The organism is Fuscovulum ytuae (genome assembly GCF_029953595.1).
GTDB lineage: Bacteria > Pseudomonadota > Alphaproteobacteria > Rhodobacterales > Rhodobacteraceae > Paragemmobacter > Paragemmobacter ytuae.
The window spans coordinates 3220098-3233500 of sequence record NZ_CP124535.1 but is presented as its reverse complement, the minus strand read 5'-3'; the positions used below and the strand labels follow the sequence as shown (position 1 = coordinate 3233500).

13 protein-coding genes and 1 tRNA gene are annotated in these 13403 nt (G+C 63.2%); 3 read left to right on the top strand and 11 right to left on the bottom strand.

Annotation, left to right across the window (positions count from 1 at the left end; all coding sequences use genetic code 11):
* Positions 1-51: 51 nt before the first annotated feature.
* From rplA to QF092_RS15530, 8 genes are all read right to left on the bottom strand, one after another.
* The gene (rplA, locus tag QF092_RS15565) at positions 52-750 is read right to left on the bottom strand and encodes a 50S ribosomal protein L1 (RefSeq protein ID WP_281465237.1); all 699 of its coding nucleotides are present in this window, start codon (positions 748-750) and stop codon (positions 52-54) included.
* A gap of 4 nt (positions 751-754) precedes the next feature.
* Entirely contained in the window at positions 755-1207 is a 453-nt protein-coding gene (gene rplK / locus QF092_RS15560; protein WP_281465235.1) for a 50S ribosomal protein L11, read from the bottom strand.
* A 91-nt stretch (positions 1208-1298) separates the two neighbouring features.
* Positions 1299-1832 (bottom strand): transcription termination/antitermination protein NusG, encoded by a 534-nt coding sequence (gene nusG, locus QF092_RS15555; protein WP_101921467.1) that lies wholly within the window; start codon positions 1830-1832, stop codon positions 1299-1301.
* Between the two features lie 156 nt (positions 1833-1988).
* Entirely contained in the window at positions 1989-2177 is a 189-nt protein-coding gene (gene secE / locus QF092_RS15550) for a preprotein translocase subunit SecE (RefSeq protein ID WP_101921468.1), read from the bottom strand.
* A gap of 90 nt (positions 2178-2267) precedes the next feature.
* Positions 2268-2343: transfer RNA gene (locus QF092_RS15545), tRNA-Trp, on the bottom strand.
* 90 nt (positions 2344-2433) lie between these two features.
* Positions 2434-3081, bottom strand: coding sequence for a CatB-related O-acetyltransferase (locus QF092_RS15540; RefSeq protein ID WP_281465232.1), 648 nt, complete (start codon positions 3079-3081; stop codon positions 2434-2436).
* Between the two features lie 166 nt (positions 3082-3247).
* The gene (tuf, locus tag QF092_RS15535; protein ID WP_281465230.1) at positions 3248-4423 is read right to left on the bottom strand and encodes an elongation factor Tu; all 1176 of its coding nucleotides are present in this window, start codon (positions 4421-4423) and stop codon (positions 3248-3250) included.
* A 128-nt stretch (positions 4424-4551) separates the two neighbouring features.
* Positions 4552-5286: a hypothetical protein gene (locus QF092_RS15530; RefSeq protein WP_281465228.1), complete on the bottom strand. Its 735-nt coding sequence runs from the start codon at positions 5284-5286 to the stop codon at positions 4552-4554.
* A gap of 115 nt (positions 5287-5401) precedes the next feature.
* Between QF092_RS15530 and QF092_RS15525 the strand changes: the two genes are divergently transcribed.
* Positions 5402-6796: a cytochrome P450 gene (locus tag QF092_RS15525; RefSeq protein WP_281465226.1), complete on the top strand. Its 1395-nt coding sequence runs from the start codon at positions 5402-5404 to the stop codon at positions 6794-6796.
* Positions 6797-7124: 328 nt separating this feature from the next.
* On the opposite strand, the gene QF092_RS15520 is transcribed toward QF092_RS15525, so the two are convergent.
* Genes QF092_RS15520 through QF092_RS15510 form a run of 3 tightly spaced genes read right to left on the bottom strand, consistent with a single transcriptional unit; the run spans position 7125 to position 11720 of the window.
* Positions 7125-8204 (bottom strand): M48 family metallopeptidase, encoded by a 1080-nt coding sequence (locus QF092_RS15520; protein ID WP_281465225.1) that lies wholly within the window; start codon positions 8202-8204, stop codon positions 7125-7127.
* A complete protein-coding gene (locus tag QF092_RS15515; protein WP_281465223.1) occupies positions 8204-9394 on the bottom strand; it encodes a DUF898 family protein in 1191 nt (396 codons plus the stop codon). Before QF092_RS15515 ends, QF092_RS15520 begins: the two co-directional genes overlap by 1 nt.
* A 22-nt stretch (positions 9395-9416) precedes the next feature.
* Positions 9417-11720: a DNA topoisomerase IV subunit A gene (locus QF092_RS15510; RefSeq protein ID WP_281465221.1), complete on the bottom strand. Its 2304-nt coding sequence runs from the start codon at positions 11718-11720 to the stop codon at positions 9417-9419.
* Between the two features lie 171 nt (positions 11721-11891).
* Here QF092_RS15510 and QF092_RS15505 point away from each other — a divergent pair, with 171 nt between their 5' ends.
* Positions 11892-12422, top strand: coding sequence for an SH3 domain-containing protein (locus QF092_RS15505; protein ID WP_281465219.1), 531 nt, complete (start codon positions 11892-11894; stop codon positions 12420-12422).
* Positions 12423-12493: 71 nt separating this feature from the next.
* Complete coding sequence (locus QF092_RS15500; RefSeq protein ID WP_281465217.1) at positions 12494-13318, top strand: SDR family oxidoreductase; 825 nt, start codon at positions 12494-12496, stop codon at positions 13316-13318.
* Positions 13319-13403 lie beyond the last annotated feature (85 nt).

Genomic DNA, 13403 nt, shown 5'->3' with positions numbered 1-13403 from the left:
TAACCCGCACATAAAGTAAAACCGGCCCCGCAAGGGGGCCGGTGAAACAGATCAGTTCGAGGTTGCCGAGGACAGGTCAACCGAAACGCCCGGCCCCATCGTCGACGACAACGAGACCTTCTTCAGATAGGCCCCTTTCGCCCCCGACGGCTTGGCGCGGTTCACCGCATCCACGAAGGCGCGGATGTTCTGGGCCAGCTTTTCGGCATCAAACGACACCTTGCCGACGCCGCCATGCACCACACCGGCCTTTTCGACCTTGAACTGCACTTCACCACCCTTGGCGGCCTCGACGGCGGATTTCACATCCATCGTCACCGTGCCAACCTTCGGGTTCGGCATCAGGTTGCGCGGGCCAAGGATCTTACCCAGACGGCCAACCAGCGGCATCAGGTCGGGGGTCGCGATGCAGCGATCGAATTCGATCTTGCCGCCCATGATGGTTTCCATCAGGTCTTCCGCACCCACGATATCCGCACCAGCGGCCTTGGCCTCATCGGCCTTGGCCCCACGGGCGAACACTGCAACGCGCACGGTCTTGCCCGTGCCGTTCGGCAGTTGCACCACGCCGCGCACCATCTGGTCCGCATGGCGCGGGTCGACGCCAAGGTTCATCGCGATCTCGACCGTCTCGTCGAACTTGGCCGAAGCCGCCTTCTTGATCAGAGCCACCGCATCCTCGACCGAAACGTTGGTCGCGGTGCCGAAAATCTCCTGCGCTGCACGCGCGCGCTTACCGAGCTTTGCCATGATCTCAGCCCTTCACTTCGATGCCGCAGGACTTCGCCGAACCAAGGATGATCTGCATCGCAGCTTCCACGGAATTGGCGTTCAGGTCCTTCATCTTCGTTTCGGCGATCTGGCGGATCTGCGCCACAGTCACCGTGCCCGCAACTTCGCGGCCTGGCTTGGTCGAACCCTTCGGACGGTTGCGCTTGCCCACCGGCGGCAGACCGGCAGCGGTCTTCAGCAGATAGGACGCCGGCGCCGTCTTCAGCTCAAGGCTGAACGACTTGTCCTGATAATAGGTGATCACGACGGGCGTCGGGGTGCCCGGCGGGATGTCGGCGGTCTTCGCGTTGAATTCCTTCACGAAGGCCATGATGTTCAGCCCGCGCTGACCCAGCGCCGGACCAACCGGGGGCGACGGGTTGGCTTGCTGAGCCTTCACTTGCAGCTTAAGGCTGCCGATTACTTTCTTGGCCATGGGCCATCTCCTTTGTCACAGCATCCGAAGATGCGGTTTAGTGGTCCGGTCCGTCACCCCTCAGGGGCGCTCGCCTCCCACGCGATGCACGTCAGACGCCTTTCGACACCTGCGTGAATTCCAGTTCCACCGGGGTCGCCCGGCCGAAGATCGAAACCGAAACCTTCAGGCGGCTGTGGTCCTCGTCGACCTCTTCCACCATCCCGTCAAACCCTTCAAAGGGCCCGTCGGTGACCTTCACCTTCTCGCCGATGTCGAAACGGATCAGGTTGCGCGGCTGCGCCTCCCCTTCCTCGACACGGTTGAGGATGGCGTTCACCTCGGCATCCCGCATCGGCATCGGCTTGCCCTGCGGGCCAAGGAACCCGGTCACCCGGTTGATCGACGAAATCAGGTGATAGCCGCGGTTGCTCATCTCCATCCGCACCAGCACATAGCCGGGCATGAAGCGACGCTCGCTCGTCACCTTCTTGCCGCGCCGCACCTCGATCACCTCTTCGGTCGGCACCAGCACCTCGTCGATCTCCTCCTGAAGACCGGCGTCAATCACGGCTTGCTTGATCTGCTCGGCCACTTTCTTCTCGAAATTCGAGAGAACGCTCACCGAATACCAGCGCTTCGCCATGCCTCGTCCATCCTGCTTCTTTGGGGTCGAACCCCGCAAATTTCACTGCTTTCGGGAACAAAAAACAGCGCGCAACCCGAATCGCTGCGCGCCTTGTGTCCCTGATCAGGGGCGCAGATACAGGCGCGCCCCCCCGAATTCAAGGCAAAACCGGCCTTAGCCGAACAGCATCCGCAGCCCGGTCCGAATCCCCAGATCGACAAGGCTGAAGAAGGTCGCCGTCAGCGCCGCCATGATAAAGACCATGATCGTGGTCAGCAGAACCTCGCGCCGCGTGGGCCAGACCACCTTGCCGACTTCGGTGCGCACCTGCTGCAGGAAGGTGAAGGGGTTAGTCTTGGCCATGGGTCACGTCCGAACGATTGGTTTGGCGCCGAGATACGCCGGATGGCTGCCTGATTCAAGGGAGACAGGGCGCATTGCGCGCATCTGGCCTGGCAGGGGCAGCAGGACTCGAACCCGCGACCCTCGGTTTTGGAGACCGATGCTCTACCAACTGAGCTATACCCCTAGGCCTGCGGGGGGGTTACGGCATGGTGGGAGGGAAATCAAGGGGGGCCGCACCGGGGAAATCCCGGTGCCGTGATTTTCTTTCCCCGCCTCAACACATAGCCAGCGCCGCCACATCCCCAGCCATCAGCGCAGGCAGCGCCGCACGGATGCGCGCAAGCTCCCAATCCCACCAAGCAATCTCCAATAGGCGCGCCACATCGGCCTCGGAAAACCGTAGCCGGATCACCCGCGCCGGGTTTCCCGCAACGATCGAGTAAGGCGCAACCGCGCCCGCCACCACCGCCCCCGCGCCGATGATGGCGCCGCTGCCAATCCGCGCGCCGGGCAAGATCAGCGCCGCATGCCCAATCCAGACATCATGCCCGATCTCGCTATCGGGCAGGTCCGCAAAGCTGTCGCGAAAACCCTCAAGCGTGGCAGGGTCAAAGACACCAAAGGGATAGGTGGAAATGCCCCCCATCGCGTGATTGGCCGATGCGGTAATGATCCGCACCCCATGCGCGATCTGGCAAAACCGCCCGATCCGCAACCGTTCTGGCGCACCCGGATAAAGATAGGGGGCCAGCCGCGCCGCCCATCCGTCAGGCGCGGGTGGGTCGAAATCATTGGCATAGCTGTAATCGCCCACCGTGATGTTCGGATGGTCGATGACACGCGCCAGATGCACCATGTCAGGATGCACGCTGCCATCAGGAAACATCAGGGGATGCACCGCATCCGCGTTCAGAAATGGCATAGGATGAACCTCGCTGATCGTCGTTTCAGGTGAAAACGCAGGTCAGATCGTCAGGTCCATCGGTGCCTCCCTCATGATGAGGCAAAATTACAAAGAAAAACGCGCGGGGTCACCCCCGCGCGTTCATTCCGTAGGACGGGCATTACTGCCCCTCCTACCTGTTCGATCACTCGATGATCTTCGACACCACGCCGGCGCCGACGGTGCGGCCGCCTTCGCGGATGGCGAAGCGCAGCTTCTCTTCCATCGCGATCGGCGCGATCAGCGACACGTTGAACTTCAGGTTGTCGCCAGGCATCACCATCTCGGTGCCCTCGGGAAGCTCAACCGTCCCCGTCACGTCCGTCGTGCGGAAGTAGAACTGCGGGCGGTAGTTCGCAAAGAACGGCGTGTGACGGCCACCTTCTTCCTTCGTCAGGATGTAGGCCTCAGCTTCGAACTTCGTGTGCGGCTTCACCGAACCCGGCTTGCACAGAACCTGACCACGCTCAACGCCGTCACGGTCCACACCGCGCAGCAGCGCGCCGATGTTGTCGCCCGCTTCCCCACGGTCCAGAAGCTTGCGGAACATCTCAACACCCGTGCAAACCGACTTCTTCGTCGGACGGATGCCCACGATCTCAACTTCGTCGCCGACGTTGATCACGCCACGCTCCACACGGCCCGTCACAACCGTCCCACGACCCGAGATCGAGAACACGTCTTCGATCGGCATCAGGAAGGGCTGGTCAACAGCGCGCGCCGGCGTCGGGATGTATTCGTCAACCGCCGCGATCAGGGCGCGGATCGCATCCTCGCCAATCGCCTTCTCGGTGCCGTTCATCGCGTGCAGCGCAGACCCCTTGATGATCGGAATGTCATCGCCCGGATAGTCGTAGGACGACAGCAGTTCGCGGATTTCCATCTCAACCAGTTCAAGAAGTTCCGGGTCATCGACCTGGTCCACCTTGTTCATGAACACCACCATGTAGGGGATGCCCACCTGACGGCCCAGAAGAATGTGCTCACGCGTCTGCGGCATCGGGCCGTCAGCAGCAGAACACACCAGAATCGCGCCGTCCATCTGCGCCGCGCCCGTGATCATGTTCTTCACATAGTCGGCGTGGCCGGGGCAGTCGACATGCGCGTAGTGACGTGCTTCCGACTCGTATTCCACATGCGCCGTCGAAATCGTGATCCCACGCGCACGCTCTTCCGGCGCACCGTCGATCTGGTCATAGGCGCGGAATTCGCCAAAATACTTCGTGATCGCAGCCGTCAGCGTCGTCTTGCCGTGGTCAACGTGGCCAATCGTGCCAATGTTGACGTGCGGTTTCGTCCGTTCAAACTTTGCCTTTGCCATGTCCTCGGGCCTTCGGATTGGGGGGCCCGGACGGGCCCTGTGCTACACGGGCGGCGAATTAAGCCGCCCACAGGGGAAAATCAAGCCGAAAGGGCGCGCCTTTGGCCCGCCGCACTACGACCCGTCGCTTAGGGAAGCGATGGGCCGGGGATCGGCACCACCGGTTGCGGCGGCGGCAAAGGAACGGCCACCGTTCCCGGTGCCGCCGTCGTGCCAGAGGCCGGGGCCACCGGGGCAGCCGCGGGCGCGGCAACGGCCGTCGCAGGCACCGCCGCCGCCTCCCCGTCTGCGGGCAAGGGCACGGGCAACGACCCATCAGTCGGGAACCATTCGGGATGGCGCACCAGCCAATCCTCCACCCGCTTCACTGCGTTATAGGACAGTACTTCCATCTGCTTGCGCTTGCTGCGCGTCAGCCCCGATCCGATGACCGTCTCGCCTGACACGCCCTCGAACACCGTGAACTGCTCGCCCTCAGGGTTCAGCTTTGTCTGCGTCGCGTCGTCCCAGACATTCGCCGTAATCACAAGCACCGATTTCGGCGCCGCCACAACTGGAATACCGGGCGGGGCCAGCGCATAGCCGTCGACCGAGATCCCGATATTGTAAAGCCGCCCACCCTGATATCGCCCGAACCGCGCCGCGACTGCCGCTTTCATCACCTCTTCCCACTCATCGGGCGATGCTTCCCGCGAAATCGGCACCTTCTGCACATTGTCCGCCACGACGATGTTCAGGCCCAGCGCAAAATCCCCCAGCGGCACCGGCGGCTCTTCCAGATCGCTCGCCCCGCAGGCAGACAGCAGGCCCAGCCCGCAGACAAGGGCCACATGGCGCAGGTTCAGCATGAGTTCTCCCGTCATTCGCGGCCCCGTCGGCCTTCCCCCCGGATAGCGGCTGCGCGCCCGTCGCGCAACGGTTGCCCTTTCCGCAGGGCATCCCCCCGCCTATCTTCCTCGGCAAGGAGGACCGCGCCCCATGCCCCGCGATGCCGCAACCCATACCGCCAAGGATGCCCCACTTCCCGTCCGCGTTCCCCTGGCGACGGAACCGCTCGGCATCCTCGGCACACTCCGTGCGGGCCGCCGCAATGTGCTGGAACTGATCCCCGAAATCGCCACCCACGCCCCCATCATCTCAAACCCGCGCGGCAAACGCTGGCATATGGTGATGGACCCCGACGCGCTTCGCCGCGTGCTGCGCGACCGGGTCGAGGATTACCCCAAATCCGATGTGACCAAACTCATGCTCGCCCCGGCCATCGGACAGTCGATGTTCATCGCCGAAGGGCAGGAATGGCTGTGGCAGCGCCGCACCGCCGCCCCCGTCTTTTCGCATCGCAACGTCGCAAACCTCGCCCCCGTGATGACCGCCGCCGCCGACCGCGCCTCGGCCCGCTTTGCCGCCGCCGCGGGCCGCGCCGCCGATGCCTTTGACGAAATGGTCACCGCCACCTTCGAGGTGATCTCGGACGTCACCTTTTCCGGTAACGACGGTTTTGATCGTGACGCCGTCCACAAGGCCATCGATGCCTATATTGGCCAGACGGCAAAGATTTCCCTCCTTGACGTGATCGGCGCACCGCCTTGGGTGCCGCGCCCCTCGCGCATGCTTTCCGGCCCTGGCCTGCGCGATATGAAAAAGATGGCAGACGCCACCATCGACCGTCGCCGCAGCGAAAAGGGCAGCAATCCGATGCCCGATCTGCTCGATCTTCTGATGGCAGGAGAAGACCCGAAGTCAGGCCGCAAGATGACGACCGAAGAGATCAGGGATAACCTTCTGACCTTCATCGTCGCGGGCCATGAAACCACGGCCCTCACCCTGTCTTGGGCGCTCTATCTGATGGCCTTCGACCCCGCCCTGCAAGACCGCGCGCGGGCCGAAGCACAGTCCATCCTCGGCCCGCGCACGGCAACGGCCGAAGACGTGCCGCGCCTGCCCTTCATCCGGCAGGTCATCGACGAAACCCTTCGCCTCTACCCGCCCGCCGCCTTCCTGTCGCGCACCGCCCAGAAAAACGACGAGCTTTGCGGGCGCGAGGTGCGGCGCGGTGATACCGTCATCCTGCCGATCTATGCGCTGCATCGCCACAAAAAGCTCTGGCCCAACCCCGACAGCTTCGATCCCGACCGGTTCGCCCCCGGCCATCAGACCGACCGTTTCGCCTTCCTGCCTTTCGGTGATGGCCCCCGCATCTGCATCGGCGCGAATTTCGCGATCCAAGAGGCGGTCATCATCCTCGCCACCCTGCTTGCCCGCTTCCGCTTTGCCCGCATCCCCGGCAAAGACCCCAAACCCGTCATGATCCTTACCCTTCGTCCCGAAGGCGGGGTCTGGCTTTCGGTCACATCTGCGGAATCTTCTGGATAGGTCACTTGCTTGATCTTTTAAGCGGGGGCCGAGCGGTGTATGTTCACGGTCGAATGGGCACCGGGCGCAAGCCCCCTCCCGCCCGTTCGTGTAGAGTAACGAGTGCGCGTCCGGGGCAGGCTTCCTGTTCCGGGCGGCACGCGCCGAGCCAATAGGCCCAGCCAAAAAACCTATACCAAAGATGTATCTTTTTCGACGAACGGACGGTTGCCCGACACGTCCTTTCGCCGCATTGTCATGGTCAACGGACATCGGGCGCCTGCCGCCTTGCCTCCGTTATGGTCGATACCGAGTGCAAGCCCGGAACAAACGCGTTCCGGGCGCATTTTTACCCGCAGATGCCGCGCAACGCCCGCCATTCCACATCGCTCAGCACAGGCTCATCCGCCTTACCCCCACCCGCCCGCGCGGCCTCCGCTCGATTGCCGCTTGCCGGATGGCTGGACAGAATCTCGGGCACGTCGCCCCCCATCCCCTCGATCCGATCGAAAAAGGCGGCAAGTCCTTCCGTCCCCACCCCCGTCCGCGCCAGCAGATCAAAGGCAAAGTCATCCGCCGCCGCCTCTGCCTCGCGCGTGTAAGACGCCCGCAGGACATAATCGCCTGCCAAGCCGATCACCGTTCCCCCGGTCACATCGCCAAGAACCAGCGCCAATATCCCCGCCGATCCCGCCGCCCGAAAGGCCAGCCGCACCGGATCGCGCGCCTCCACATGGCCGATCTCATGCGCCAGAACCCCTGCCACCTCTTCAGGGCTTTCCGCCTCATCCAGCAACCCGCGCAGGATCACCACATGGCCCCCCGGCGCGGCAAAGGCGTTCAGCATCTCATGGTCGAACACCGCCAGATCAATATCATAGCGCAGCCCCTGCCCCTCGGTCAGCCGCCGCCCCATCTTTTCCAACGCGGCCCCCCCCGCCGGGTTGTCGCAAACGAGGCTTCCCTCCGCGCCCAGCATCCCCTCTACCTGCCGCAGCACGGCCTGCCCAAAGGCCACCTCCTGCGCCAAAGGCAATTGATCGGCCAAAAGGTCCGAAATCCGCGGCAAGAACACGAACAGTATCGCCGCCAGCGCCACCCCCGCCAGAACGATGCGCCCCGCGACCTTCACCCCCGTGCCGCGCCTGACATCACGCCGCGCCAAACCCTTCGCCTCGGCCCTGACCCATGCCGCCAACGCACCCTCGGCCAGCACCAAACGCGCCGGATCGCGCGGCAACTCGTCCCCATCCGCCACGGCCAGCGCCAGAACCAGCGCCTCCCCCTCGATCCGCCGCAGCCGATCCAAGGGCCAAACTTCGCGCCCGAAACGCAAGGCACGCCCGTCGGGCGAAACCTCCACCACCACCGCCTGCCGCCGCGCGGAAACCCCGTCGAACCAAACGGCCTCTTCTGGCGCGGGGGCCATCAAAAGGCCCCGCCCATATCCAGAGCATCGGCCAAACCTTCGGCATCCGCGCCACGGTCCGATGCCCGCTGCCGCACCGCATCCAGCGCATCCGCACCCGTCACCGTCACGCTGTCGACGAAATGCCCAAGGATCGGCTGGTTGATGAAAACAAGCGTCAGCGCCCCGAACACCGTCAGCACCAAAAGATAGGCCAAGAAACCCAGCACCGCGAATTCAAAGGCCAGCAGGGCCGAAGGCTCCTCCACCCCTGCCATCAAACTCCCCAAGGGCGCAAAGATCGCCGCCGACCCGATCCCCCCCAAAAGGCCCACGATGACGACGCCCTTGAGGTAAAGCCAGACCACCCGCCCCGCCCGTGGCACCGCGCGAAAGCCAAGGCCACCGTCCATCTCCTTATGGGACATCAGATAGGCAAAGGCCCGGACCCGATAGATCACCAACCCGATCATCCCCCAGATCACACCCAAGGCCCCCAATAGCCCCGCCTGCCACTCCATCCCCGCCACACCGGCAGCCACCGCCAGAACCAGCATCCCAATCCCGACAAGCACATGAAAATAGGCTCCATATAGCCCCGTCCACCGCCCTCCCTGCCGAAACCGCGCGCTACCATACCATGTCCGCTCGGTCATAAAGGCCTCCAGCCGATAGGTCATCAGCGGCCACAGCACCCCCGCCGATCCCACTGTCAGCAGCAGGTAAAACAACCCGCGCAGCATGTAGCCGCCAGCCGCATTTTCCATCGCAAAGCGTATCCCCCGCAGCCGCGTCCGCGCCAGCTTGTAGCGCCGCGCCCGATAGGCCGCGAACAGCATCAGGGGCAGCACCGCCAGAAAGGACAGCGCGATGGAAATCCCCTGCGCCACCTCTTCCATCTGGTTTTGTGGGTCCAGAACGAACCGTATCCCCACCGCGAAGAGGATCAGTTGCACCAGCGCCAGATAGACAGCCAGCGCCACCACCGCCATTAGAAAGCCAAGGAACATCTCCAGCCCCGTGCCGGTGAATTCCATGGCGTCATCGCCCACCCGCACTTGCCCCCAGACATGCCGCCGGATGCGCGCCTTGGCCCAGAACCGATAGATGCCCAGCGTGATCACGCCCAGAACCCCGGTCCCCAGCGCCAGCGGAAACAGCTTCGCCGGATCACCCCGGTAGGAAACGCGCAACTCCCCGGTTTGATCCATCAAATGCCGTCCTCAAATCATCTTACGTAAATCGATTGTCCCTCGGGAACCCGCGCGGCGCCATCTTGCCCGCGCCCGCTCGCGGCCCCTGCCATTCGGTCAGATCGGCCTCGGTCCGCGTCCGCCCCGCCGGGTCTTTCCACGAAAGCCCATCGGTCAGCGTGAAGGTGACGGCATCCGACAGCCCGCCATCCTTGTATTTCTGCAACCGCACGCCCTTGCCCTTGGCCATCTCGGGCAATTCCGCCAGCGGGAAGACCAGCAGCTTGCGGTTATCCCCCACCACCGCCACGCTATCGCCCGAAACCCGACGGCACAGCGCGGTCTTCACCCCATCCTTCACCGTCAGCACCTGCTTGCCCGCCCGTGTCTGGGCCAGCACCTCATCCGACGGCACCACGAACCCATCCCCCGCCGTGGACGCCACCAACAACTTCTCGCCGGGGCGGAAAATCATCAGATCGGTGATCTCCGCCTCATTCGGCAGATCGACCATCAGACGCACGGGTTCCCCCATGCCCCGCCCACCCGGCAGGTTCGCGCCCAAAAGCGTATAGAACCGCCCGTTCGACCCGATCAGCAAAATCTTGTCCGTGGTCTCGGCGTGGAAGATGAACCGCCCCTCATCGCCGTCCTTGAACTTCACCTCGGTGTCCAGCGCGACATGCCCCTTCATCGCGCGGATCCATCCCATCTTGGAACAGATCACCGTGATGGGTTCCCGCTCGATCATCGCCTCAAACGGCACCTCTTCCACATCGCCCATCTCGGCAAATGTGGTGCGCCGCCGACCGATCACCGTATCCTTGCCAAACTGCTTGCGGATTTCTTCAAGCTCCGCCCCGATCTTCTTCCACTGCCGCTTTTCGCTTTCCAAAAGATCGGCCAGATCGGCCCGCTCTTTCATCAGCGCATCGCGCTCGCGGATCAGCTCCATCTCTTCCAGACGCCGCAAAGACCGCAGCCGCATGTTCAAGATGGCTTCCGCCTGAACCTCGGTCAGTTCCCCTTCACCAAGAGGGGGCGAGACATAATCCTTCTCCGACGTCGCCCGCTTGTGATCCTTGCCCCAATCCTCGGCCATCAAGGCGCGCTTGGGATCGTCGTCATAGCGGATGATGTCAATCACCCGATCCAGATTCAGGAAGGCGATGATAAAGCCTTCCAGAACCTCCAACCGATGGTCGATCTTTTCCATCCGGTGTTCCGACCGCCGCCGCAACACATCGCGCCGATGGTCAAGGAAGGCCCGCAGCACCTCTTTCAGGCTGCACACCTTCGGCACCTTGCCGTCGATCAGCACATTCATGTTCAGGCTGAAGCGGATCTCCAGATCGCTGTTCTTGAACAGCGTGCCCATCAGGACATCGGGTTCCACCGTCCGCGCCCGCGGCTCCAGAACGATGCGCACGTCATCGGCGCTTTCGTCCCGCACATCTGCCAAGAGCGGGATCTTCTTCGTCGTGATCAGCTCGGCCAGCTTTTCGATCAGCTTGCCCTTCTGCACCTGATAGGGAATCTCCGTGACCACGATCTGCCACGTGCCGCGCCCCAGATCCTCCACCTCCCATTTCGCGCGCAGCCGAAAACTGCCGCGCCCGGTACGGTAGGCCTCAAGGATATTGGCCTTCGGCTCCACCAGAACCCCGCCCGTCGGGAAATCCGGCCCCGGCACGAAACCCACCAATTCCTCGTCCGTGATGCCCGGATTGCCCAGCATCGCATGGCAGGCCCCGATCAACTCATCCAGATTATGCGGCGGGATATTCGTGGCCATCCCCACGGCGATCCCGCTCGCGCCATTCGCCAACAGGTTGGGAAAGGCCGCTGGCATCACGACGGGTTCTTCCAGCGTGCCGTCATAGTTCGGGCGGAAATCGACCGCGTTTTCCGCCAGCCCTTCCATCAGCGTTTCGGCAATCGCCGTCAGCCGCGCCTCGGTATAGCGGCTGGCCGCCGGGTTATCCCCGTCAATATTGCCAAAGTTCCCCTGCCCATCGACCAGTGGGTAACGAACGTTGAAATCCTGCGCCAAACGCGCCATCGCGTCATAGATCGCGGCATCCCCATGCGGGTGATAGTTCCCCATCACATCGCCGCTGATCTTGGCCGACTTGCGGAATCCCCCTGTCGAACTCAGCCGCAATTCCCGCATCGCATAGAGAATCCGGCGATGCACCGGCTTCAACCCATCCCGCGCATCCGGCAACGCGCGGTGCATGATGGTCGACAGCGCATAGGTCAAATATCGCTCACCGATCGCACGGCTTAGCGGCTCTGCGACAAGGACAGGCTCTATCTTGGGGCTCTCGGGCGTATCTGACATGCATGTTGTGTAATTCGCCACGCGCCCCCGGTCCAGCCGAAACCGCATCCCTCCTCCGGCAGACCACCCCGCAAAAGACAGAAGTCCAAACAGGCCATTTTCCGCTCAAACAATGTGCGAATCATGCTAGGGAAAGGACATACTTTTGGGTGTGGTGAGTCGGGTATCCTCATGTTTCGTTATCTCATTTTCTGCGGCGCTGGCCTTTACCTTGCTCTGCTGATCGGCGGCGAAGACCGCGGTCAGGAACGCATGGGCCTACGCGGTGCCTATGCCATCGAGCTTACCAGCCCATCCGTCACACTGGCCGAAACGGAACCAGACGTTGCCGAAGACGCGCCCGTGATCCGCGCGGCAGCCCCTGCCGACACGATCCGCATCCTGCCCGTCACAAAGGCCGCGCCGACGCCTGCCGTCTTGGAACAACCCGCCGAACCCGCCTTCAACGATTTCAACAACCCCACCGTCATCCTGCGCACCATCACCGCCGAAGCGGCCAATGTTCGCGACGCCGCCAGCCGCAATGGCGCCATCGTGGATCGTGTCACACGGGGCGAGATCGTTCAGATGGTCGAACAGGTCGGCGACTGGGTCCATATCCGCATCGAAGGCGACGGAGTCGAAGGCTTCGTTCATCGCCGCCTGATCTCAACCGAACCGCCCTCGCTCTCCACCTATTCGCTCTTCCCGGCCTCTGACTGATCCCGCAGATTGCAAAGCTGCGCCACGCTGCCTAAACCATGCCAAAGCATAAAAACGGCAAGGGCAGGCACATGCGTACGATCCTCATTACCGGCTGCTCTTCCGGCATCGGCCACCATGCCGCCCACGCGCTCAAGGCGCGCGGCTGGCGTGTCTTTGCCACCTGCCGCCAGCAAGGCGATTGTGACCGCCTGATCGCAGAGGGGCTGGAAAGCTTTCCCCTCGACTACGCCTCCGAAGACAGCATCGCGCGGGCGGTCGAAGAAACCCTCTCCCGCACCGATGGCCGCCTAGACGCACTCTTCAACAACGGCGCCTTCGCCTGCCCCGGCGCCGTCGAAGACCTGCCGCGTGGCGCCTTGCGCGAAATCTTTGAAACCAACCTCTTCGGCTATCACGACCTGTCGCGCCGCCTGATCCCCACCTTCCGGGCGCAAGGCCATGGCCGCATCGTGCAATGCTCTTCTGTGCTTGGCCTTGTCGGCGCGAAATGGCGCGGGGCCTATGTTTCAACCAAATTTGCCCTTGAAGGCCTGTCCGATGTCCTGCGCCTTGAAATGACCGGCACGGGGGTCGAGGTGATCCTGATCGAACCCGGCCCCATCGGCACCCGCATCCGCCAGAACGCCATCCCCCATTTCGAAAAGTGGATTGATTGGGAAAACTCCGCCCGCCGCGACGAATACGCCGCCCTGCGCGATAGGCTCTACAAACCTTCGGCCAAGAAAGACCGCTTCGAACTCCCCTGCTCCGCCGTCACGGCCAAATTGATCCACGCGGTGGAAAGCCCTCGCCCCCGTGCGCGCTATTACGTCACCACGCCCACCTATATCGCGGGCCTCCTGCGCCGCCTCCTGCCCACCCGTCTTCTGGACCGCGCCATCGCCAAGGGCTGACACGCATGCCAAGATGGGGCGCGGCATCTTGGGCATTCGCCTTTTCGCCGATCCCCGCTAGATCACGCCCCAACCACAGGGAAAC